This is a genomic window from Pseudomonas sp. Eqa60, from assembly GCF_018326405.1.
In the GTDB taxonomy this organism is placed as follows: Bacteria; Pseudomonadota; Gammaproteobacteria; order Pseudomonadales; family Pseudomonadaceae; genus Aquipseudomonas; species Aquipseudomonas protegens.
Genome location: NZ_AP024342.1, coordinates 2,095,881 through 2,119,448, shown reverse-complemented (window position 1 = coordinate 2,119,448; position 23,568 = coordinate 2,095,881). Strand labels below are relative to the sequence as shown.

The 23,568-nt window shown below is 56.4% G+C and carries 22 protein-coding genes and 1 tRNA gene; 6 read left to right on the top strand and 17 right to left on the bottom strand.

Annotated features, from left to right (window positions below):
• Positions 1-10: 10 nt before the first annotated feature.
• The 11 genes from KI242_RS09660 to KI242_RS09610 form a co-directional block, all read right to left on the bottom strand.
• Entirely contained in the window at positions 11-1,222 is a 1,212-nt protein-coding gene (locus KI242_RS09660) for a cysteine desulfurase (RefSeq protein WP_053150009.1), read from the bottom strand.
• Positions 1,223-1,267: 45 nt separating this feature from the next.
• Positions 1,268-2,476 carry a hypothetical protein gene (locus tag KI242_RS09655; RefSeq protein ID WP_053150007.1) on the bottom strand — a complete coding sequence of 403 codons (1,209 nt, stop codon included), beginning with the start codon at positions 2,474-2,476 and terminating at the stop codon, positions 1,268-1,270.
• A complete protein-coding gene (locus tag KI242_RS09650; protein ID WP_212806070.1) occupies positions 2,466-3,257 on the bottom strand; it encodes a gamma-glutamyl-gamma-aminobutyrate hydrolase family protein in 792 nt (263 codons plus the stop codon). The genes KI242_RS09655 and KI242_RS09650 overlap by 11 nt, the downstream gene beginning before the upstream one ends.
• Positions 3,258-3,308: 51 nt before the next feature.
• On the bottom strand, positions 3,309-4,280 hold the full coding sequence (locus KI242_RS09645; protein WP_052914305.1) for an ATP-grasp domain-containing protein: 972 nt from the start codon (positions 4,278-4,280) through the stop codon (positions 3,309-3,311).
• A 69-nt stretch (positions 4,281-4,349) separates the two neighbouring features.
• On the bottom strand, positions 4,350-4,994 hold the full coding sequence (locus tag KI242_RS09640; protein WP_212806069.1) for a glutathione S-transferase N-terminal domain-containing protein: 645 nt from the start codon (positions 4,992-4,994) through the stop codon (positions 4,350-4,352).
• Positions 4,991-5,869 carry an ester cyclase gene (locus KI242_RS09635; protein WP_072451610.1) on the bottom strand — a complete coding sequence of 293 codons (879 nt, stop codon included), beginning with the start codon at positions 5,867-5,869 and terminating at the stop codon, positions 4,991-4,993. Before KI242_RS09635 ends, KI242_RS09640 begins: the two co-directional genes overlap by 4 nt.
• A gap of 5 nt (positions 5,870-5,874) precedes the next feature.
• Positions 5,875-6,243: a hypothetical protein gene (locus tag KI242_RS09630; RefSeq protein ID WP_212806068.1), complete on the bottom strand. Its 369-nt coding sequence runs from the start codon at positions 6,241-6,243 to the stop codon at positions 5,875-5,877.
• An 8-nt stretch (positions 6,244-6,251) separates the two neighbouring features.
• Positions 6,252-7,655: a cytochrome P450 gene (locus KI242_RS09625; RefSeq protein WP_204378527.1), complete on the bottom strand. Its 1,404-nt coding sequence runs from the start codon at positions 7,653-7,655 to the stop codon at positions 6,252-6,254.
• A complete protein-coding gene (locus KI242_RS09620) occupies positions 7,652-8,842 on the bottom strand; it encodes a cupin-like domain-containing protein (protein WP_077933627.1) in 1,191 nt (396 codons plus the stop codon). The genes KI242_RS09625 and KI242_RS09620 overlap by 4 nt, the downstream gene beginning before the upstream one ends.
• Positions 8,832-10,787, bottom strand: a complete 1,956-nt coding sequence (locus tag KI242_RS09615) for a radical SAM protein (protein WP_141323324.1) — start codon at positions 10,785-10,787, stop codon at positions 8,832-8,834. The genes KI242_RS09620 and KI242_RS09615 overlap by 11 nt, the downstream gene beginning before the upstream one ends.
• 36 nt (positions 10,788-10,823) lie before the next feature.
• Positions 10,824-11,855 carry a radical SAM protein gene (locus KI242_RS09610; protein WP_077933626.1) on the bottom strand — a complete coding sequence of 344 codons (1,032 nt, stop codon included), beginning with the start codon at positions 11,853-11,855 and terminating at the stop codon, positions 10,824-10,826.
• A gap of 242 nt (positions 11,856-12,097) precedes the next feature.
• Between KI242_RS09610 and KI242_RS09605 the strand changes: the two genes are divergently transcribed.
• On the top strand, positions 12,098-12,805 hold the full coding sequence (locus KI242_RS09605; RefSeq protein WP_072451613.1) for an autoinducer binding domain-containing protein: 708 nt from the start codon (positions 12,098-12,100) through the stop codon (positions 12,803-12,805).
• Between the two features lie 265 nt (positions 12,806-13,070).
• A complete protein-coding gene (locus KI242_RS09600; RefSeq protein WP_077934990.1) occupies positions 13,071-13,637 on the top strand; it encodes an acyl-homoserine-lactone synthase in 567 nt (188 codons plus the stop codon).
• A gap of 48 nt (positions 13,638-13,685) precedes the next feature.
• Here KI242_RS09600 and KI242_RS09595 read toward each other — a convergent pair whose 3' ends face one another.
• From KI242_RS09595 to KI242_RS09585, 3 genes are all read right to left on the bottom strand, one after another.
• Entirely contained in the window at positions 13,686-14,384 is a 699-nt protein-coding gene (locus KI242_RS09595; protein WP_047336117.1) for an HAD-IA family hydrolase, read from the bottom strand.
• 421 nt (positions 14,385-14,805) lie between these two features.
• Positions 14,806-15,171 carry a glycine zipper domain-containing protein gene (locus KI242_RS09590; RefSeq protein WP_015634733.1) on the bottom strand — a complete coding sequence of 122 codons (366 nt, stop codon included), beginning with the start codon at positions 15,169-15,171 and terminating at the stop codon, positions 14,806-14,808.
• A 399-nt stretch (positions 15,172-15,570) separates the two neighbouring features.
• On the bottom strand, positions 15,571-16,011 hold the full coding sequence (locus KI242_RS09585; protein ID WP_041752039.1) for a hypothetical protein: 441 nt from the start codon (positions 16,009-16,011) through the stop codon (positions 15,571-15,573).
• A gap of 921 nt (positions 16,012-16,932) precedes the next feature.
• Between KI242_RS09585 and KI242_RS09580 the strand changes: the two genes are divergently transcribed.
• Entirely contained in the window at positions 16,933-17,202 is a 270-nt protein-coding gene (locus tag KI242_RS09580; protein ID WP_077933625.1) for a hypothetical protein, read from the top strand.
• 182 nt (positions 17,203-17,384) lie between these two features.
• Here the strand turns inward: KI242_RS09580 and KI242_RS09575 are convergent.
• A tRNA-Ser gene (locus tag KI242_RS09575) sits at positions 17,385-17,474 on the bottom strand.
• A 318-nt stretch (positions 17,475-17,792) separates the two neighbouring features.
• On the opposite strand from KI242_RS09575, the gene KI242_RS09570 reads away from it, so the two are divergent.
• The 3 genes from KI242_RS09570 to KI242_RS09560 all read left to right on the top strand — a co-directional run bounded on the left by KI242_RS09570 (position 17,793) and on the right by KI242_RS09560 (position 20,540).
• Positions 17,793-18,482 (top strand): crotonase/enoyl-CoA hydratase family protein, encoded by a 690-nt coding sequence (locus KI242_RS09570; protein ID WP_011060161.1) that lies wholly within the window; start codon positions 17,793-17,795, stop codon positions 18,480-18,482.
• A 218-nt stretch (positions 18,483-18,700) separates the two neighbouring features.
• Positions 18,701-19,423 (top strand): 1-acylglycerol-3-phosphate O-acyltransferase, encoded by a 723-nt coding sequence (locus KI242_RS09565; protein ID WP_212806067.1) that lies wholly within the window; start codon positions 18,701-18,703, stop codon positions 19,421-19,423.
• 145 nt (positions 19,424-19,568) lie between these two features.
• Positions 19,569-20,540 (top strand): magnesium and cobalt transport protein CorA, encoded by a 972-nt coding sequence (locus tag KI242_RS09560; RefSeq protein WP_019093266.1) that lies wholly within the window; start codon positions 19,569-19,571, stop codon positions 20,538-20,540.
• Positions 20,541-20,583: 43 nt separating this feature from the next.
• Here the strand turns inward: KI242_RS09560 and KI242_RS09555 are convergent, their stop codons facing one another.
• Positions 20,584-21,306, bottom strand: coding sequence for an amidotransferase (locus KI242_RS09555; protein ID WP_011060158.1), 723 nt, complete (start codon positions 21,304-21,306; stop codon positions 20,584-20,586).
• Between the two features lie 105 nt (positions 21,307-21,411).
• Positions 21,412-23,556 carry a 3-hydroxyacyl-CoA dehydrogenase NAD-binding domain-containing protein gene (locus KI242_RS09550; RefSeq protein ID WP_053149894.1) on the bottom strand — a complete coding sequence of 715 codons (2,145 nt, stop codon included), beginning with the start codon at positions 23,554-23,556 and terminating at the stop codon, positions 21,412-21,414.
• Between the last annotated feature and the right edge of the window lie 12 nt (positions 23,557-23,568).

Here is a 23,568-nt window from a genome sequence, read left to right as displayed (position 1 = left end):
TTTCCTCCTACTAAGCCAGCAGATCCTGGAGATCAGTGAGTGCCATCACTAACGTGTCGATATCTTTGCGACTGTTGTAAAGATGCATCGAGACCCGCAAGGCGCCATTAATTCCACTGTTGCGGTAGAGCGGCTGGTTGCACTGGTAGCCGGAACTCAGTGCAATGTCGTAACGATCGGAAAGAATCCGCGAGACAAATCCGATATCCACCTTGCCGACGGCAACCAGAGGAAAAATCGGCAGGTGCTGCGGCCCGATGGGGAAGGCGATTTCAATATTGCGCACCGATTGAATCTGCGACAGGAAATAGCGCTCCAGATCCTCATCGTGGTCTTGAACCCACTGCCCGCCCAAGCTGTTTATATAGTCGACCGCCGCCCCCAGCCCGATGGCCCCTTCAATGTTCGGCGTGCCGGCCTCGAACCGACCGGGGCCGGATTGATAACTGACATCACCCTGCCCCACTTTGTTGACCATGCCGCCACCATAGCGATAGCTCTGCATCGACGCCTGCAGATCACGCCGCATGTACAGCACGCCAACCCCCGAGGGGCCGAACATCTTGTGCCCGGAAAGGGCGAGAAAATCACAACCGATCTGCCCGACATTGACCGGGATATGGCCAACGGTCTGCGCCGCGTCCAGCAGGCTCAACGCCCCCCGTGCCCGGGCGATCTGACAGATCTGCCTGACGGGTTGCACGTTGCCGGTGACATTCGATGCGTGGCAGACCGCGACCAGACGGGCCGGATCGGCGGCGAGCAACGAATCCAGATGATCCAGGTCGATACAACCGTTCTGATCCAGACGGGCAACCGTGACTCGACACCTGGACAACCAGGGCAGGAGATTGGAATGGTGCTCCAGGGGCGAAACCACGACATGGTCGCCATTGCCCAACGCCAGCCCATGGGCGAGCAGATTGATCGAGTCCGTGCAATTGGCGGTAAAGACCACTTCATCGGCGCTGCACCCCAGAAAGCAGGCCAGCTTGTTGCGCGACGACTCAAACAGTTGGGTGGACAACTGAGCATACTGATGATTGGAGCGCCCGACATTGCTACCGGCATGCAGGTAAAAATCAGTGATGGCGCTGATCACCGACGCGGGTTTCAACGAGGTGGATGAACTGTCCAGGTAGATCCGCTGATTATCCCGAAAGAACGGAAAGTCACTGCGCGCATTCGGCAACACCATGCATTTCACATCCAAGGCTTGCATAACATTCTCTCTTTTTTTATTGAGGGACGACTCTTCACGGACCCGCTATTTGATAATCGCGAACTTTCCCGAGGCTTGTGGCGCAATGCTTGGAACGGCCATTGATTCAACAGTACGCATGCGGCCAAACCAGCCACGCAGGCACCGCTCAACGGCCGGCAGGTCGGCGTCGTATTCCGGGACATCGGAAACGTAAAACAGCGTGACCTTGTGCTCGGTCACCTGCAGTTGATACTGCCGGACCCAAGGCGCGGAAACGGCGAACAGCTCATCAAGATCGGCGAGGGTCTTGAGCTCCCCATCATCGGTCACCAGGCAGTCCCTGATACGGCCATGCAGCTTCAGCAAAGGAATGTCATCCACGGCGCCGAAGACCCTATTCGACCACTCACCTTCCGGCACTTCGACAAGATCCCCGGTGGCATAGCGCAACAAAGGCATCAGCGGGTTTTTCCAGGACGTGACAATCAACTCGAACAGATTGCGCCGGGCCAGGTACGGTTTGAGTTCGACCAATGTGTCGTGGCCACAACGGACGAAAGTGCCACTGCGGTTCTGCATGAACAGTACGCCCAGCTCCGTCGAGCCATACATGCTCAGAACCGGCAAACCATAGGCGCTCTCGATGAGCCGGCGAACATTGGCGGTCATGTACTCGTAGGAAGCTGCGATGTAGTCAGGGATGTACAGAGGCTCAGTAATCCGGTACTGCGCACGCTTGCTCAGGAAGATCGCGAGATAGGTCGGATCTATCTCCAGAAGCTTTGGCGCAAACATCCGCAGTTCCGCATCAATGCGCTGGATATCGGTGAGCGTCCAGCGCGTAGGGTCCGGATGCGTATTGAGGCTCAGCACCCCATTGTGGATGCGCTGCTGGTAGTCCGGGTCGTCAAGAAAGCACGACACCGCGGAACAGGCCGCCGTCGTCAGTACTGCTTTCCTGTCATGCTCCATCGAATAACCAACCATGTCCGCCACCCGCTGATAGGCGCGCGTGAACTCACGTCCCCACCAGCCCTTGTAGCGAATGATCTGGAGAATCTGGGAGCTGCTCCCGGAGGTATTGGCGAACTCCACATCGCCGCCCTCGATGCCGACACGCATCGCCTGGGTCATGAAGTTTCCAGGAAACCCGGAAATGATTGCCTTCTTGTCCAGCAGCGGAATACCGGCGGGGTCGCCCGCCTTGAAGAATAAATCGAGGCGCTTCATCAAAGGCTGATAAAGGGGCACCTGGAAGTGTTCAATTGACATGTTGCCGACTCCTTGTGGCAGCCTCACTGGCGAATGTTTTCCATATCTGCAGGTGCTCGGGATGATTGAGCAGGGTCTTTTCTATATGCCCCTGCAGCCCCAGGACGAAATGCTCGTGACTGGCCAGCTCGACCGCCTCGATCACCCCATCGGCAGCCCTCGCGCAGGCTCTCAAGCCTGGCGCCAGGCGCTTGATCGCCTGGTGGTGCACCGACGAAACGCTGAAACTGCGCTTGTCGATAATCCGATAGAGCCGGCTCTGCGGGTCGACGTCCACAGGGTGATAGTTGATCCAGCCATCGGGGTCGATCCCGTGCTCGACCCCTCGATCGGGGATCTCCTGATACAGCGAGCCGCCTTCGGCAACGTTGATCAATTGCAGGCCTCGGCAAACGCCGAGAATCGGTAGCTGTCGTGACCTGGCCTGCCGGTACAAGGCCAACTCCAGTAGGTCACGATCCTTGTCGGGACTGAGCATCAGCGGCCGCTTGTAAGGCTCGCCAACCCCTGATACCTGCGCCGAATAGCTGACCTCGCAATCCTCGCCGTAATGGCTCGGACAAAGGTCCTGACCGGAGCCCAGCAACAGTCCATCGGCCATGGCGAACAGGCGCTCCAACGCCTCAACGGGCATCCCCGGCACCACCACCAGCGGAACACAGCCCAGGCTGATCAGCAGCTCGGTGAAACTGCAATTGAGAACATTCATCGCCAAGGCAGCGGAGTGATTGATAGCCAGCCGCTGGCGTGCGGCGCTGATGAGAATAACGGGCTGCATCATTCAATTCCCTGAATAGGTACCTGCACAGCGCCTACGCGCAGTGCCCAGGCTTCATGGCGTCGGCGTCAGTGACTGGCGCGCAGGCAGCGCATCGAGGTAGCTGGCAATCGAGTCCAGCTTCAGTCGGTCATAGGAGTAACGCTGGTCCGGCTCGGTATCGGGCATCTTGGTGCCGGCACGCATGGCCGATTCGACGAAGATGCCCAGCAAGGGATTGACCTCAAGGACATAGAACTTGCGGTCGGCGGTCGACTGCACCATGTCGACGATCGTCCCATTGATTCCCAACACCTGGGCGGCCTTGAGCGCAACTTCAACTTCGCCCCCCAGGATGCGCGGCGTCATTTCACCGCCCGCGGAAATGTTGGTCTTGAAGCTGTGTTTCTTCTTGCGGCTGTAGCCGCCCATCAACTCGCCGTTGAAGATCTCGACCCGACAATCGTAATCGCCAAACTCGATGTATTGCTCAACGTAGTAATCACCGAGAAAGTGCGCCGTCGCCTGGATGAAGTCGATGAACTGTTCAGCCTCCACAAAGCGCATCACGCCCACGGCCCCATGGCCCGAGCGGGGCTTGTAGACCAGGCTGCCCCAGCGCGCAAAGAGTTGGTGAATGACCGCATCATCAATCTGGCTACCCAGCAGTGCGGAGTCGGGTACGTTCACTCCATGCATGCGCAACAGCTGGTTGGCCTTGAACTTGTCGCGACAGTTGAAGAATGAAACACACTCGTTCACCACTACTACGCCGCTGTCTTGCAACGCCCGAAGAATATCGGCCTGATACGGCGACTGCTCATCGGCGTTCATATGAAACAGGGCATCGAACTCACTGAGGCAGCGCCCACAGGCGGTATAGACCTTCCCGGAAATGACATGGCATTGGCGCATGTCGAAATCGGAAAAAACCACAAAGCCTTTTTCCTCAAGCAACTCACGAAGCATTTGCTTGGGAATATGGCCGTTGTCGTTTTCATACATCCACAGTACTACCGAACGACGACTTCTGGCTGAAGTGCTCATCGCACAATCTCCGCGTTGCTATCTGCTACCGAGGGTGGGCATGGCGTGCCGTGGCACGCCATGCATGATTCAGAGAATGACCGAGAGCGGGTCTTTGTAAGACTCGCGCTGAGTCAGGCCATACCACCAGCGACGAACGTTCTCATAGTTGAATACGATGCTTTCGCTCTGCGCCTTGAGGATGTAATCGGTGTACTGGACAAACGCCAGGTCGGCCAGGGACAGCGAGTCCCCCACCAGGAATCGCCCCTCCTCGCCAATGGCGTGATCCATGGCGGCGTAGATGGCGTTCAGCTTCTCCTCGGCCTCCTTGACCACTGCCTGGTCAGTCTGCCCGCCGTACATGGGCAGGAACAGCTTCTGCCAGACCAGGGCATAGGCCTGGGGCGTGAAATAGCTGGAGTCCACGCTGAGCCACTGGTCCATCCGCGCAATGTCTTGCCGGCCCTGCGGAATCAACGAAATACCGGGTAGGATCGCCTCCAGATAACGGTTGATAGCCTGCGACTCATAAAGGGTCAGGTCACCGTGGATCAGCACCGGAACCTTGCCGAACGGGTTAAGACTCAAGTGCTCGTCCGACTTGTGCGCACCGGTCCCCAGGTCGATGCTGACAAACTCCACCGGCGTGTTCTTTTCCTTCAGAACCATCAGCACACTGCGGGTGCAGGCGCTGTTTTCGTTGCCGATCAACTTCATGCGGCGCGCAGTCATTTACCCATCCCCATTTGCGACCCCATGTCCAGGGTATTGCCGAAGGTCCAGCCCTTGCGGATCACATTGCCGTCAAAGTAGGCAATATCCATGTTGTCCACGTTGACCACCCGGTTGGACGCCGGAATACCTTTGAGAGGCCCCTTGTGCGTCGCGGTGAAGATCCCCTGGTGAATCACGAAGTCCCCTACCGACCACATGTTGGTCATGTTGATGGAGGCATCGGGGAAGGCTTCGGCCAGCATCACGAAGTCGTCCCGCGAATGGTCCTTGCCCACGGCCAACCCGGGGACCATCTGGTCATCCCATTCGATGTCGTCGCTCATGCAGTCGAGCCACGGCTCCAACTGCTTGCTCAGCAGCAGCTCGTTGTAGTGGCGCATCTTGGCCAGGTTCTCGAAGCGCGGCTTCAGCGTCTTGCAGTCATAGATCTCGCACGGCTCGGTCAGTGACGGCACGCTGCGCCCCTGATCGTTGATCACGCCGAGCTGGATCAGCAGGGTGTAGGGGTCCTCGTAGGTGTGCTCCTTGGTCACGCGGAAATCACTGTCGAACCAGAACAGGCTGGCGGCGATCAGGCCAACCTCCTTGTTGCTCGGCTCAACGCCCATGTAGGCCTGGACGTGCCGCCCCTTCCAGCCCCACACGGCGATGAGCACATTGTCCTTGAGAAACAGGATGCGGTCGGCCAGTTGCATGTCGGCGAACGTGCCCTGCCACTCCTGGTAGTGCTCGAGGATCTGCATCACGCCGATGCGGTCAGGCTGTCCGGGAGATTTGCGAATGGCATCTGCCGCGTACAAAGATGCCAAAGACTTGTAGTCTTTAGTACGGACCGCAGTCAGATAGCTCTCACGAAATAAGGTTAGGCTCATCTTTATTACCAACTTTGTGAATGAATGGGTTCAACTTTGCACTGCAGCAGTACTTCAGGCATCGGGTCATCACTGGGGGACTCGAAGTCCATGCCAAAGACTTCCTTGTTTTCCTGCTTTATCCACTTGTCAAAGGGATGCTGGGAGCTCGCCAACTTTGCGAATGCCGCATTCAAATCTGGCGCCGCCAAATAACAGATAAAAAGCTCCATCTCGCCAAAAGGCTGCAGGAACCAGTTCTCCTCAACCGTATCGAGGCGCTCCAGAAACTGGCGAAAATCGGCATTGCGTTCATTGCGGATCAACTGGGCAAACTTCAGGAAACGCTCTTTCTTGTCACCGGGTAAAGGCACCGCAAAAGCAATGGTCTGCATAAAACACCTCAGTTGCGCTTGATAAACTCTAGGCACACGCCCGGTTCGGAAGTCATGAACAACCGGGCTTTCAATGTCGGTTCATTCCCATTCACTGCGCGCAACTCATAACGTTGCGCAATACGCACCAGAATCGTCTTCCCCTCGCCCTCGGCCAGATGGATGCCGATGCACTTTCGAGCGCCCGCGCCAAACGGCAGGTAGGCATACTTGTGCACATGCTTGATGCGTTCCGGTGCAAAGCGTTCCGGGTCAAACTTCAAAGGCTCTTGCCAATATTCCGGATTGCGATGCAGGCCCCACTGGGCAACGATGAAGTCCGCGCCCTTGGGAAACAGATAGTTCTTGTACTGATAGTCTTCCAGCACCACTCGGCTCATGCCCCAGGAAGACGGATAGAGCCTGAGGGACTCCTTGAATACCCAGTCGGTGTAATCGAGGCGCTTCAAATCTTCCAGGGTGCAGAGTGCATTGCCGAGTTCAGCCTCGACTTCCTCATGCAGCTTCTGTTGTTCTCGTGAGTTGTTCGCCAGTAGATAGAGGGCGAATGCCACGCCGTTCGCGGTGGTTTCATGACCGGCCAGAAACAGGTTCATGACTTCATGCCGGAGTTGGATATCCGTCATCCCCTCCCCGGTGTCTTCGTACACCGCAGACATGTACATCGATAACAGGTCGTTGTGCTGGACCTTCTTGTTCTGACGACGGTCGTGGATGATGGTGTAGATGATCGCGTCGATTTTCTTCTTGGCGTTCTCATACGCCTGCTCATCGGCGGCGCTGATGCTCGCAGGTGACCACAACTTCAGCAGCGAATACTCCTGCAAGACCTCGAGGGCCGCGGTGACATCGCTGGAAAAACGCAGAATGTCCGTGGAGAACAGACACTTGATGACAATCCGCAGGGTAAGCTTTTTCATCTCCTGAGTTGCATCGAGAACACCTTCGGAACGAGCATCCCACTCATCGAACATCTCGTTGATGCATTCGTGAAATACGTTGCCGAAAGCGTCAACGCTGCGCTTGCTGAAAGAAGGATTGGCGATCTTGCGCTGACGCTTCCATTCGTCTCCGATCAGCGTCGACAGCCCATTGCCAATAGCCGGGCTGATCTTTTCCATGGTCTCGGCGCTTTTGGAAAAAAACCGCTCGTCACCAATCAGCATGCTTTCGATAAAGGGCGCATCGGCGATGAGATAGCCGTTGATGCCCCGCAGGTAAACAATATTCCCGTACTTTTCCAACGCCCGCGTGGTCAGGCCCAGGGGGTCCTTCAACATGTAGGAAGGGTCATTGAACTCGGGAGAAACATCATCGCTGCCCGGTACCACATCAAAGCCAGAATCAACCAGGAGTGCCGCTTCCGTCGCTTGCGGCAAATCGCCCTTCCTCAAGTCTTTCAAATTACTCATAGCTGGACACTCTCATAGTTATCACGATTTACAGATAAGACTCTTGGCTCACCATTTACAGCAAAGAAGTTAAGCGACCAGGACACTTCCAGATTCAGGACGTGGTGCCACCAACCGGCCGGCAAATACAACATATCGCCAGGCCGAAGCTCGCAAACAGTGGATACCGATTGTTGATAATCCGGAAACTTCTCAGCCAGGTAGTTTTCCGGATCCACGCGACTGGGCTCATACATCAAATTCCCACCGACACTGGCCGGGTAGAGAAATTTTGTTTCACTTGGAGCAAAAAGACGTATTTTTTTGCGCCCTTTCAATTGCACCAGAAAGTTATCCACCATATCCCGATGCAATCTCAGCCCGGTACTGGCAGGGCCTATCCACCATCTTGGTGTATTGAATACCTCGCGCGCGAAAACACTCGGAAAACAGTAGGTATCGTCCAACGCAGGCGGTACGGTATTGGCCGCCATATAACCGCTGGCAGACGCTTGTACGGCATATAAAGACTCTACATATTCCGCAAACGAGGTTTTCCGGTACTTGGGTGGCTGAGCATTTTCCAGATCGTATTCTTCAAGAAGAAGACTCACATCCAAGTTACCCACCCGATTGACTATATGCCCGACAGGCATCGAGAAGATCGGCCATGAAACTGCCGCATTGCGCACAATGACCGGTTCTCCACGACGTAAATAAGGTTCGATATCCCTTTCATCAGCGATCACCTGGCAAAACGGAAAATCCTTTCCTTGAGTGCTACGGATCCCCAGTTGAGCAATGCGCTGAGTGTCAACCAAGGCATTGTTGAAAATAAAATTCAACAGCTTCATCACATCGACAGAAATAGCGGAGTGGTCGTTGTCTGCGCTAATCAACAACTTCCCGGTATTGAACAGCGTCAGCGGATCATCGACCTTGTTTGCCAAAGCCTGGAGAGTCATATCACTGAGCACGATAGTGGCGCGTGGTTGGTACTCCTGCGCGGCAAACGACCAGCTCAGTGTTTCAGAAACTTCCATGCAGCCCAGATGAACTCCAGACTCAAGTTGCCAGTGATAGCTCCCTTGCAGGCCACGAAGTGCCCAGGCAGGAACTTTTTCACTCAATGTCTCGATCAATCGAAGGTTGGAAACTGCATTTGCCAACATTGCATAGGCTCCCTGCCAGGCCAGATCAAAGCTCAAACAACAGATCCTTATATTCGTGCCTGAATACAAGACCTATTGCATACTCGATATACCGCACAAACAGCGCGGCATAACCTTTGCTATCAGGTGCTAGATGTTCTGCAAGTTTAATCCACTCTCCAGCATTGGAGAAACGCGCATAAAACAACTGCGTGAACACATAGTCACTGGATACAGGCTTCACACCGGAAAAGTGCTGTTTACCGAAAAATGATATAACCGGCTGAATGCTGCTTGAATTTCGCCCAAACAACTCAAGCAGCCAAGCGTGATAAACATCTTCCTGCAATGCTCTGTCATCAGTTGCCTCACGACTCAGCAAAGCCTTGATGTCGCTGGGCAAGAGTCGCCCCTGGTCATCCCTGCCAAGCAATTTTGCCAAGTCCGTCCAATACGCCGAGCAGTCATCAAGATGTTGCTCCAGATAGAGCGCTATAAATTGGCTGAACGACTTATCTTTGCGATGAGCCTGGCACATCAGGGTGTTGGAGACGTAGTTGAAAAAACTGTATATCCGTTCTCGATCTCCCAGAGCACTTACCAGAAACTCTGGAAAATGAAAGGTCGGCCATTTGGAGTCCGTGGCGATAACACCATCACGACCAAAGGAGTAAGTGGTATCACTTGCAACAAAACCCTGAGTCCGACCTATTCCAAATACCCGAGTACTGGGAATCACATACCCCGCCTCGTACTTGTTTGTCAGTCCACTTTCTTCGAGAAATGCCAACGTACGAGCAATGGTGTATCTGTCCGCATGCGCATTCCCCAGAAAGAACGAGATGAGATTGGAGTACTCAATTGGCGCACTGGCGGTAAACTTCGCCTGCTCTTCCAGCTTTCGCGTTCTTTCCTCATGAATTTCCGCACGTATCGAAGACAGGCTTTTGAGAAAGGTAACGGCCTGCTCTCTCTTGTACGGCACCTTCGCCCGCTTCAGGTTATCTTCGTCCAACGAAAGAATATCGTTCATGGCGCCGGTGTAACCGGCACGCATCATCGTCTTCAGCTCATCGTGACCCAGCGAAGGCAGCGAATATCCTGACCATTTAATCTGGCGCTTCTTATAACGCTCATTAAGACGAATCACCCGCTCGGCCAGCTCCAAGGCGAAACCAGCACCACCGATATTCAGTTCAGAGCAGATAAACCAGAAGTCATAGAGATCGTTTTTTAATAGAAACTCCAGGTCGGCTTCGACCACATCCAGATTACGCTTGTCAATCCGCTTGCCCTTGACGTCAGGTTCAACACAAAAATAGCACTGGAACGGGCATCCACGCGAAACCTCTACAGCAATGGTCGGTGGGGTTTTCGACTGTAATGCCGGGCCGTAAAAGGCCTTGATCTCGTTAACGATATCCAGCCGGTACTCGGTCACTTCGGCTGGCTTGTAGAAACCGACATCGTTATATAGGTACTCAGCCCCGTTCTTGTGAATCAGACCAGGCACAGCCCCCAGGTTTCGGCCGGAGAGAGTGTCGTTGAAGGAGCGAAAGAAGCCGTCTGGACAGCCCTGCAAGCCGAGATCGATTTCCAGATAGTTAGCCAACTTTCTGGCATGAGTGGTAAAACCAAAGCCACCCATGATGATAGGTGCATCCGTCAACTCCCTCACTAGGCGAATCAGGCGCCGGCTGTCTTCAACGGGGTAATAGGTTCTAAAGTAATTCCCAGGCTCGCCATCTACGGCATCATAATTGGAAAGATCAAGGGAGTCCCCTTGCCGCAGATGTATACCAATCATCTTCGGACGCTGGGTCTTTATCACGTTTTTAAGATATTCGTACCAATGTTCAACGTATAGCAAATCAATACGTGTGACCCTGATATCGAATCGCCGAGCAATCTCACTAATCTGAACAAAGGCATACGGATATATCGGACGCCACGGTAAGTTACAACAATTCAGCAATAAGAAATCGGTTTCCTGCATACTCACGGCGCGTCATCCCTGTACAACAGTGCAGAAAGCTATTTAGTTAGCCAAGAACATTGGCAGCTTGAAAACCGCCTTGCGTGAATTACAGCCCTGACAAATCTCCATATTGCCCAACTGTTTCACCCTGCTTTTCACAATCTTCTTCAGGTTGTCATCATCAATATGACCAATATTTGATACGTGCCCAAAATCCTGGAAACAACCGAGTATCTCGCCGGTATAACTGATACTGACGCTGCCATCGCCAATTGCACAAAAATTTCTATTTTCAAGGGTACCCAGCAGGGCATTCAGCATGAACTTGACCTTGCCCATGCCTGTTTTGTACTCGCTCTCAGACAGGTTCAAACCCAACTCGCGCACAAGTTTCTGACGGTATTCACTTTCGAGTTTGGCGTTGATATCCCCCCCTCGGTTCCAGAGCGGGAACAGATAGATCCGCTTGAAACCCAGGCTACGCAAATGTGCGACGGTCGCTGGCAATGTGCTATAGATTGCCGGGCCGCCAGTCAAATGGACAATGACCTTATCCGCCGCGGCCTCGGCCAACGCGGCAATGTTGCGCCAGATTTTCTCGTGGTTCAGGCCAATGTGAACCTTATCGAAAACCTCTTTCTGAATAGAACTGACAGACAGCCTGATGACATCAACGTTTTGTACACAGGCATCTATATTGCGCTGATTGAAAGTGACTGCCGTTGTTGTCACGTCAGTCAAGACTCCGGAGCGACGCATCATTCGCAAGAGCTCATGAAACTCTGGATGAATGGTCGGCTCCCCTCTGCCAGCCAAGTCCAGTTCCCAGACGTAGGAAGGGTCTATCTGCGAAACTATCTTATCCATGGTCTCCAGCGAAATAAAACCATAGTCCTTGATCACTGAGCGGGGGCACATACTGCATGCTGCTGGGCACGATGGCGTTGCCTCAACATTGACAAGTACCTTCTTAAGCACGGGCAGTTCTCTCCATTGATTTTTATATTCCCTGTGGAGCTCATCTAGACTGCCGGCGCGTTCAAACAGCGCAGCCCGTCCGTCCTTCAACAATCTAGAGACATTACCGCTCATCTGTAACTACCACTATTGGTAGGTACTCAGCGAGACGAAGTCTTTACTCTTTCTATTCCGGCAAGACGCCATCGAACAAGTTGCTGGCAAGCGCCCATTGCCACATCTTTTTTCTGACGCCAAACTTACATCTACGCATGTTTCATATTTATAAACTTGATTTCCATCGTAGAACTGGTCAGATTCGCGACGCAACTCGATGTCACCGCAGTACGAAAGGTGACTATACAAGGAGGGTATTTATGAAAAGCTGGCAAGATGACTTACTGATGATAACGGACCTGAAACTTTCCGAAGCTCAAATAGTCAAGCGGATTCAAGATGCGGCTACAACGCTTGAGTTCGAGTACTGTGCTTACGGGCTACAGGTGATTTTTCCCGAGGAGAAAGTCGTGATGTTCAACAACTATCCTCGCCAATGGCAGAGGCGCTACGACACTGAAAACTACTTGGCCACTGATCCAGTAGTGGCGCAAGGTAGACAATCCCAGGCACCGATCATATGGGAGGACGCGGTGTTTCGCGAAGCACCTGTATTTTGGGAAGAAGCACGGGCAGCTGGACTTAAAGTTGGATGGTCGCAGTCAAGTACCAATGCTGCCGGTGCAGCCAGCATGCTATCACTCAGTCGATCGTCACAACCCATCACCCGCCAGGAACTGGATGCCAACGAAATAAAAATGCGCTGGCTGGTAAGTGTGGCTCACATCACACTTTCAAACCGGATCAGCACACGTCTTGCCAACCCCTACGAAGTTAAGCTGACCTCCCGTGAGAAAGAAGTTCTAAAGTGGACCGGCAGCGGGAAGACCTCATTTGAAATATCCTGCTTGCTGGCCATTTCAGAAAACACGGTAAACTTTCATATCAAGAACTCCATTCTAAAACTAAGTGCTGCCAATAAAACTGCGGCCGTTGTCCAAGCCTTCCTCACAGGACTACTGATCTAAATAACAATAATAGAAAATAATAAAACAAACCCAAACCGAAAACTTTCTCTGCCTTCACATTCCCCTTTTGCACCTCAGCCTCAGGAACCCTTCTGCTCTTGAGCCATGCTGGCGCCGGCTGCCCATACCTCCTGTCCGGCGACCAGCACTAATACCGCAAAGCCTTTGCCCGACAAAAAAAGCCACCTACCTACCAATAATGGTAGGTACCCGGCTTTACTGGCTAATTTACGATCACGCTCGACTTGAACGCCGAGGATCTATGATGCGTATTTTTTCCGGAAATGGTAAAGCATTAGGCTCGCAGCTGAAGCAGGACATTGCTTCTTATCGTTATAAGGTATTTGTCGAAAAGCTCGGCTGGCCATTGGATTGCCCCGACCAGTTGGAACTCGACGAGTTTGACCGGGATGACACACTTTACCTCGCGGCCAAAGATGAAACAGGTGCCATTGTGGGTACAGCACGCCTACTACCCACAACCCGCCCTTATCTATTATCGGAAGTATTTCCCGACCTGCTGGGTTCAGATCAGCCGCCCTCTCAAACTCATGTCTGGGAGTTGTCCAGGTTCGCCGCTGTATCGCTCGATAAAGAGACCGATGTTCTGAATGCCTACTCTTCCTCCCACTCAATGTCGCTGCTACTTGAAGCCTTCGAGTACGCCAAGTCTCTGGGGGCACGCAAACTACTGACGGTTTCGCCGAGTGCAATCGCACGCCTGCTGATCAAGAGAAAGTTCAATATTCGGCGCCTCGGCCCCTCCAGGCTCAGTGAGGGGCTGAGCATCATGGCCCTGGAAATCGACCTGTCTGCAGCACGCAGCCATTAAGGTAGAACGGCCCAGGAGCCCCAGCGCAGCGCCTGGGCAGGCACGGGTTTATGCTGGCCAATCCAGCCTGGGCAAGCCACACGCTGCGGGCTGAAAGGCCTTCAACGATCGCAGGATCGCATCTGCATGGGCAAACTTGCTATCGGCCATGGCCGGATCGGGCACTGCGATCACGCTCATGCCAGCGGCCCTGGCCGCGGTCACGCCAAACGGCGAATCCTCGAACACCAGACACTCGGCCGGGGCCACCCCCAGGCGGCGGGCAGCCGTGAGGAAGATATCCGGCGCCGGCTTGGCCGCCGTCACTTCCGGATCGTCGGCGGTGACGATGGTGTCGAACAGCGCGAACCAGTCGCCATGGCGGGTGGTTTTCTCGCCGAACGACATCTGCGACGAACTGGTGCCCACGGCAATGGGGATCCGGTGTTCCTTCAAGTGCCGCACCAACTCTTGGGCCCCGGGCATGGCCTGGGCGCGGGGAAAGCGCTCACGCATCAACGGTTCGCGCATCACCAGGAACTCTTCAGCGCTGATGGGCAGGTCCAGGGCCTGGACCACATAGCGCGCCAGGTCGCCGGCTCCCCGGCCGATGATGTTCTGCTTGATGGTCCAATCGTAGGTGCGGCCATAACGCTCGGCGATCAACTGGGTGATCTCGGTGTAGATGCCCTCGGTGTCCAGGAGCAAGCCGTCCATGTCGAAAATGACGGCCTTGATCGGCCCCAAATCATTCAACTGTGCATTCATCGCATCTGATCCGTTAGCAAAAGTACATTCCAGGGAGCGGCTCAGGTACGGCCAGTTCTTCTTGGCAATTCATCAATTAAAGGATTCAGCAGCATAGCGGCGGGCTTGGGTCGGGAGCAACCGAGGGGGCTGGACGGCGGTTGCTGCGGACCTTAGTCGGCTGCACCAGGCGGGCTCTTGTCGCCTTCCGGCGCCTCTTGCAGAGGTACGCGTGCATCGTCCTGCAATGAACCGGGGTCTTCATTCCCGGGGTCGTTGATCACCTCCGGCTCGTCGGAAGCGGGCTGTGCCTGGCCTGGCGTCTCGCGGGCATGATCGTCTCCTTGAACATCGGGACTCAGAGCCTTGAGTATGGCGAAGCCTGGGGCAAGCCACACAAAAAACCCGGCGCAGGGCCGGGTTTTCTTCAGGCAAGGCAGAATCAGTGACGCTTCTTGTGACCCATGCTGCTACCCAGGGCGCCACCGGCCGCGCCGCCGATACCGGCACCGACGGTCGAGCCGGTGCTACCGCCCAGGCGATTACCGATCAGCGAGCCACCGGCCGAACCCAGGCCACCACCGATGGCCGCCTTGGCCCGGCTGCCTTTGCGCGCCCCGGCCGCACTGCCTGCCGCACCGGCAACACCCGCGCCGATTGCCGCACCGGTACTGCCACCGAGCTTCTGCCCGACCACATTGCCCAACGCGCCGCCAAGCCCGCCACCAATGGCTGCAGTGCCATCGCCGGCCATAGCGCCTTGAGCCAGCAGAAGTCCCACAACCAGGGCAGGTAGAGTTAAACGCATGACTTGAACCTCAAAGAAAGACTGTCGGACTGACAAGAAAGCCCAGTGCCACGCTGGCCAATTCGAGCTATCGCGGCCACACCCGGGTTGCTCCCAAGTGCCTTGGACAGCTGATTTTAAAAGAGTTTTATCCCCGCGCAAAAAAAAGCCCGCTGGGGAACGGGCTAGGGATGCTGCTTTTAACGGATGGTTCGAGCCTACTCAGGCAGATGTGAAGATTATGTGAAAAGAGCCTGTCAGTGGGAGCAACACCAACAGACCTTGAGCTTCACCTATCCCGAGGCATCTTCAGCTCACCTTACCGAAAATGTTCAGACCGGGCCGCTGGCAGGCAACGCCTTGGAACGTTACCAGTGCAACGCCCCGATCTCCGCCACAGAGGCTCGAACGCAGTTGCACTCAACGAATGCTGCGGATGCTGCCTTTATTGCCTTTGACCGTGACCGAGACTTTCTTGAAGACGAAGTAGTTTTCTTCACTCACTTCATAACGCGGAGCAACGATCAGGTCGGCGCCCGAAGATTTGACTGCTTTGAAAGCCGCAGCGGACTTGACCGCACTGACCGGATCGAGGCCCAGGCCACCCAGTGCACCACCGCCGTCACCACCGTAAGCCACACCGTCGGCAAACTGGCTATCGCCACCGAACTTCAGGAAACCAAACAGGATGTTGACCGACGACTGACCGGAAATCGCTTCGCCCACTGCTACATCCGCCTTCAGGTCAGCCTTGACCTGACTGTCGATTGGCGAAGATGGCTGGCTGATGTTGTAGCTGGTGCAACCTGCGGCGGTGGCAACGAGAGTGGACAATGCGAGGAGTTTGAAAATGGCTTTCACGTTTATTTCCTTATCGCGTTTCATATAAAAGGCATCATCGCTGGATGCGCAGCCCCGTTTGAATCGGGATAAGGAACATATCGTCACTTATAACAAATTGAGATAAGAAAATTCCTAAACATATAGAAAAAAATCTTAATAAATAATCCATAAAGCTCCCCACCGAACAATGGGCCCCCGCCAACCTTTCCCCTGAAAAATCTCCAGGCAATAAAAAACCCCGCATAAAGCGGGGCCGCCTGCATCCTGCGTTACCTTCTCTTCGGCAACGCCCTGGGGAAAAACATCTTGTTGCTGGCTACAGGCACCGCCGCCGCCTTTCTCTTGCTGACAACTGTGCCAGAAGACTCAACCTCTGCTTCGAATGCAGCCTGACCGCAATGCACCAAGTTGTTGATTGGGAACTCATCCCCGTTGTCTTCAATATAAGCAAGACTCCTCATACCCAGCTCCCTCCAACAACCGACCAGTACCGGCAAGCTCCTGATTGCCTGGAAAATACTGCTCGTCACGGCATTTCAGACTAGACAGTCATTTGCCGACCCGCCGTTCAAAACAGACAGGCGCCGACGAGTGGCTGCACGCCATGGGCGACGATGGACCGCTCCACCTCCCAAACGCACGTAAAGGCTGAAAATGGGCCGGTTGTCGTCGGGTTACTACAGCTGGCGTTAAAGCTTTGAAGACCAGCCTGGAAGCATGTGCTCAAGCTCTTCATTACTTCACCAGCCGCCACCATCTGAAAAACCCAGTTTTTTATATCTTTGTCAATAGTGCCGTTGAGCGACTGTGCGGGAAATAACGCGGTGCTAGGCTTTCCTGGCGTCACACCATGCGCGCGCCCGATCTGTTCAGGCTATTGATAAAGGCAGGTCAGGCTCAGGTATAAGCCGCTTGTCAGATGACTGAAAGGATTCGCACATGAAAAAGTCCATAACTGCTCTGGCCGTATCCGCGACGATCGCTTTCACCGCCACTGTCGCGAACGCTTCCGTACATCCAACCCCGATCAAAGCTCCGCAGACCGTCAATCAGGTGACAGCTTCTACTGACACCCCTTTCGGAACCCAAAAAGCAGCGGGCGAAATCCAGATGGCCAGCCTGGCCAGAAGCTGCTCCGATAGCCGATATTCCTGGTGGGAATACAGCGGTTGGGAAATCGTCGGCTGTCTCGTAAGCGGCCAGTGGTAACTCTTCAGGCGTAGCTGGTGCGTGGTTTGCCGAATGAGCACGCACCAGAGCCTGCTACAGACTGCCTCGGGTCAACCCAACACAACTCCTCCTACCCGTTCCATCGGTACATTTTTCAGACGCCAAAAACCACAAACCCCCGACTTTCTTTAGGAAAGTCAGGGGTTTGTGTTTGTAGAATGTGGCGGTGAAGGAGAGATTCGAACTCTCGATACAGTTTCCTGTATACACACTTTCCAGGCGTGCTCCTTAAGCCACTCGGACACTTCACCGTATCTCTTCAAACCGATTCAGTCTGTCGAGGCGCGCTAATGTAGTCGATCGCTTTTCAGATGGCAAACTTTTTTTTCAGAATTTTCATGCGCTTAAGCTCGATCCCCGGCCAAGGGCAATGCAGCCCCCCATGCAATAAGGCAAACCGGCCATTCTTCAGCCTTGCCCACAACCCTATAGAAGAAACCATGCGTTACCCGCTGTGTGATGCAGGGCTCTTAGCGGCCTCGGGGCTGACTCACCAGTCAGTCATGGCGCTTTACCGCAGCTACCGTGGTGGGTAACTTCTGCAGCACTTCAATACAAGGAATTGCGTCATGAGTGAGTTGATTTCCTACCATCTCGAAGACGGTATCGCGACCCTGACCTTGAGCAATGGCAAGGTCAATGCCATCTCCCCGGACGTGATTGCGGCCTTTAATGCGGCGCTGGATCAGGCTACCGCCGATCGCGCGGTGGTGATCATCACCGGCCAGCCGGGGATTCTCTCTGGCGGCTACGACCTCAAGGTCATGACAGCCGGCCCCAAGGAGGCCGTGGCTCTGGTAACCCTGGGTTCGACCCTGGCCCGCCGCCTGCTTTCCCACCCCTACCCGGTGATCGTCGCTTGCCCAGGGCACGCGGTGGCCAAGGGCGCGTTCCTGCTGCTGTCGGCGGACTATCGCATCGGTGTCGAAGGCCCCTTCAGCATCGGCCTCAATGAAGTGCAGATCGGCATGACCATGCACCACGCGGGTATCGAGCTGGCCCGTGACCGCCTGCGTCGCTCGGCTTTGCATCGCTCGGTAATCAATGGCGAGATGTTCGACCCGCAAAGCGCGGTAGATGCCGGCTTCCTCGATAAGGTGGTAGCGCCCGATGAACTGCAAGGCGCCGCCCTGGCCGCTGCACGCCAGTTGAAGAAGATCAACATGGTGGCGCACAAGAACACCAAGCTGAAGGTGCGCAAGGCACTGCTGGATGCCCTGGACAACGCGATCATCCAAGACCAGGAGCACCTGGGCTGAAACCCGCGGATTTGCTACCTGAACCAGCCCGGCCTTCGCGCCGGGCTTTTTACTGCATGCCTTGCCAACAAGCCGCGACCGCTCTAGATCACCATCGCCAGCCATTGCTGGAAACATGTACTTAAACATCGCCCATCTCCCGGCTGAGAACGGCAATTGCCGAAAACAGTGCACATCCGTACACTGCGCCACCTTTTGTCCCCGGGTGGGCCGTTTAGATGCTGTATCTGCTTCGTATGTCGTTGATGGGCTTGCACTTTATCCTGGCAGGCAGCCTGGGCCTGCTGCTCGGCCTGTGCCGCCCATTCAACCCGGACAACAGCCGACTGTGCGCCCGTCTCTACGCCTGGCCGGCGATGTGCATCCTGCGCTTGCGGGTCAAGGCCGAGGTCGGCCCGCTGATGGACAAACCCCAGGGCTGCGTGATCATCGCCAACCACCAGTCCAACTACGACCTGTTCGTATTCGGCAACGTGGTGCCGCGAAGGACCGTGTGCATCGGCAAGAAGAGCCTGAAATGGGTGCCGCTGTTCGGCCAGCTGTTCTGGCTGGCAGGCAACGTGCTGATCGACCGTGGCAACCCGCACAAGGCCCGGCGCTCGATGCTCACCACCACCCACACCTTGCAGCACAAGGACACCTCGATCTGGGTCTTCCCGGAAGGCACCCGCAACCTCGGGGAAGAGCTGCTGCCCTTCAAGAAAGGTGCATTCCAGATGGCCATCGCCGCAGGCGTGCCCATAGTCCCGGTGTGCGTCAGCAGCTACATCAAGCACATGCGCCTGGATCGCTGGAACAGCGGCAAAATCCTGATCCGCTCACTGCCCGCCATCCCCACGGCCGGGCTGACCCTAGACGACATGCCCCAGCTGATCGCCCAGTGCCGCGAACAGATGCGCGAATGCATCGCCAGCATGGACCGCCAGCTGCAGGCCGCCTGACCCCGGCGCCACAAAAAGCCCGCCTTGCGCGGGCTTTTATTTGTCCGCGAACTCCCTCGCGGCCAATGACTCTGATGGAGCATTGCAGGCTAAGCTGCACCTGATCTGTCACCGCCCCCTTGATAAGAAGAAGTGAACCGGAACCATGGGTAGAGTTGTTGCTGCCGCCGTCTACAGCGGCGGAAAGAAAGTCACGGATATCAGCCTCGACGAAGGGGCCGCCTGGGCCGCCAAGCCCGGCCACTTCGTCTGGATCGGCCTGGAGGAACCCAACGCCCACGAGCTGGCCAACCTGCAGCGCCAGTTCAACCTGCATGAACTGGCCATCGAGGATGCCCTGGAAAAGCACAGCCGGCCGAAGCTGGAAACCTTCGGCGACGCGCTGTTCATCGTCACCTATTCGCCGGTGCGCGAGCAGGGCAAGCTGGAGTTCATCGAAACCCACATCTTTGCCGGCAACGGCTACATCATCACCGCGCGCAACGGCCACTCGGCCTCCTATGGCTACGTGCGCCAGCGCTGCGAGGCGCGCCCGCTGCTGCTGGAGCACGGTGAAGACTTCGTGCTCTATGCCCTGCTGGACTTCGTTACCGAGAACTACCAGCCGGTCAGCGAAGCCATCCACGCGGAAATCGACGAGCTGGAGCGCAACGTCCTCTGCGACTCGCTGAACGAACGGGACATCCAGCACCTGCACGGCCTGCGCCGCGACGTGCTGCGCCTGCGCCGGCATGTAGCGCCCATGGTGGAGATCAGCGAAGAGCTGCAGAAGCTCAGTTTTCCCTTTATCGACAAGAACATGCGGCCGTACTTCCGGGATGTGCAGATTCACGTCACCCGGCAGATGGAAGACCTCTCGACCCTGCGCGATATCGCCAGCCAGACCATCGAGATCGGCGTACTGCTGGAGGCTTCACGGCAAAGCATCGTGCAACGCAAGTTCGCCGCCTGGGCCGCGATCCTGGCGTTTCCGACGGCGGTGGCGGGAATCTACGGGATGAACTTCCAGAACATGCCGGAGCTGAGTTGGCACTACGGCTACTTTGGCGTCCTGGGTTTTATCAGCGTGGGTTGTGTCGGCCTCTGGGCCAGCTTCAAGCGTTCCGGCTGGCTCTGAAGGAGCGACGGCCCTGCGCCTTGCGGCAGGGCCATGGCCGGGTTCAGGCAGCCTCGGGCTTGTGAGCGACGAAACGCATCATCCACTCCGCCACAGTGGTGCCGTGATGGTCGTGCTCAAGGCTGGCCACGCCCTTCTGGTAGATCTGCTCGCCGAGAAACTCCTGGCGCAGGTCCAGTAAGGCGCGGGAATAGTCGTGGATGAACTCGGGGTGGCCCTGGAAACACAGCACCTGATCATTGATATGGTAGGCCGCGAACGGACAGAAATCGCTGGAGGCGATCACCGTGGCGTTCTCCGGCAAGGCGGTAACCTGGTCCTGATGGCTGATCAGCAGCGTCAGCTCCTCCACCACCGGGCTCATCCACGGCGCCTTGGCCGACAGCTTGTAGCTATGGGTACCGACACCCCAGCCCTGGCTCGCGCGCTCGCTCTTGCCCCCCAGCAGCAATGCCAGCAACTGATGGCCGAAGCAGATGCCCAACAGCTTGTCGCCACGCTCGTAGCGCCCCAGCAGGTAGGTCTTGAGGGTCTGGATCCAGGGATCGGTGCCGAACGAATCGGCCTTGCTGCCTGTCACCAGATAGGCGTCGAATTCCAGGTCATCGCTGGGGTACTCCCCCTGGACCACGTTGTAGACGCTGAATTGGGCAGCGATGGGCTGCTGGGAAAACAGGCGCTGGAACATCTGCCCGTAACCCTGATATTGATCGACCAGTTCGGGACGCAGGATATCGGTTTCAAGAATGCAGATGCGTAGCGACATAAAAAATTCCTGACAAGGCGATGGCAATAATGAACAGTCCAGAGCCTGCCTTGAAATACCACGGCAAGGCAAGCCCCGGATCAGCTCATTGAGCGCCTGTCGGCGTCAGAACAACTGGCCCAGGCGAGCCTTTTCCAGAAGCAGCGTCGGCGGCCGGAAACGTTCGCCATATTGCTCGGCCAGATACTGCGCACGGGCGACGAAATCCTGCACCCCGTACTGATTGATGAACTGCAGGGCGCCCCCGCTCCAGGCGGCAAAGCCGATGCCGAAGATCGAGCCGATGTTGGCGTCCGCCGTGGAGTGCAACACTCCCTCCTCCACACAACGCACGGTCTCGATGGCCTGGACGAACAGCAGGCGATCCCGCACATCCTGGGGCGAGATCTGCCCGTCGGCCTTGTAGAAGCGCGTGCGCAACTGCGGCCACAAATGCTTCTGGGCACCGGCCGGATAATCGTAGAAACCGCCAACGGCCGCCTTGCCCGGGCGCTTGTATTCGTTGAGCAGCAGGTCGATCACGGCAAATGCCGGATGTTCGATGGCCGGCTTGCCCTCGGCCTGCAGGTCCTTGGCGGTCTGCTGGCGGATATGGCTCATCAGGCTCAGGGAAACCTCGTCGGAAATCGCCAGCGGCCCCACCGGCATCCCGGCCTTGCGCGCTTCGGTCTCGATCATCGGCGCCGCGATGCCCTCGCCGAGCATGGCGATGCCTTCGTTGGTGAAAGTGCCGAACACCCGGGAGGTGAAGAAGCCACGGCTGTCATTGACCACGATCGGGGTCTTCTTGATCTGCAAGACAAAGTCGAAGCCGCGGGCCAAGGTTTCATCGCTGGTTTTCGCCCCCTTGATGATTTCCACCAAGGGCATTTTTTCCACCGGGCTGAAGAAATGCAGGCCGATGAACTTGTCCGGGTTCGGCACCGCCGTAGCCAGGCCCGTGATGGGCAGGGTCGAAGTGTTGGAGGCGATCACCGCGTCACCGCCGACCACCTGCTGCGCAGCCCGGGAGACCTTGGCCTTGAGCTCGCGATCCTCGAACACCGCCTCGATGATCAGGTCGCAACCGGCCAGGTCGGCATCCTCGGCGGTGGTGCGGATCCGCGCCAGGGTGGCGTCCCGCTGCTCGCGGCTCAACTGCCCGCGAGCCACCTTTTTCTCCAGCAGCGCCGCCGAGTGGGCCTTGCCCTTCTCGGCCGCCTCGGGGCTGATGTCCTTGAGCACCACCTCGATACCCGCCACCGCACTGACATAGGCAATGCCCGCGCCCATCATGCCGGCGCCAAGCACCCCGAGCTTTTTCGTGACCTGCGGCGGCACGCCCTGTGGCCGTGAGCTGCCGGCATTGATCTGGTTGAGCTGGAACCAGAAGGTGCCGATCATGTTCTTCGCCACCTGGCCTGTGGTCAGCTCGGTGAAGTAACGGGTCTCGATCAGTTGCGCGGTGTCGAAATCCACCTGGGCGCCTTCGACCGCAGCGCAGAGGATCTTTTCCGGCGCGGGGAAGCAACCCTGGGTCTTGGTCCGCAGAATCGATGGGGCGATGGCCAGCATCTGCGCAACCTTCGGGTTCGACGGCGAGCCACCAGGGATCTGGTAGCCGCGCACATCCCAGGGCTGCTGCGCGCCCGGGTTGGCGAGGATCCAGGCCCGAGCCTTGGCCAGCAGGTCGTCGCGGTCCGTCGCCAGGGCATCGATCAGGCCTGCTTGCAACGCCTGCTGCGGGCGCACTTTCTTGCCTTCCAGCAGATAGGGCAGAGCCTTTTCCAGGCCCAGCATGCGCACCATGCGCACTACCCCGCCGCCGCCGGGCAACAGGCCCAGGGTGACTTCCGGCAGGCCGACCTGTACCGATTTATCGTCCAGTGCAACGCGATGATGGCAGGCCAGGCAGATTTCCCAGCCGCCGCCCAGGGCCGCGCCATTGATTGCAGCGACCACCGGTTTGCCCAGGGTTTCCAGGGCTCGCAGCTGGCCCTTGAGGGCCAGCACCATGTCGTAGAAAGCCTTGGCCTCGGGCCTGCCGACCTTGATCAGCTCATTGAGGTCACCGCCGGCGAAGAAGGTCTTTTTCGCCGAGGTGATGATCACCCCGGCAATCGATTCCTGCTCGGCCTGCAAGCGCGCTACGGCACCGGCCATGGCGTCGCGGTACAGGGCATTCATGGTGTTGGCGCTCTGGCCCGGCATATCGATGGTCAGGACGACGATCTGGTCCTGGCCTTTTTCGTAACGGATGGCATCGGTCATGAAAAGGATTCC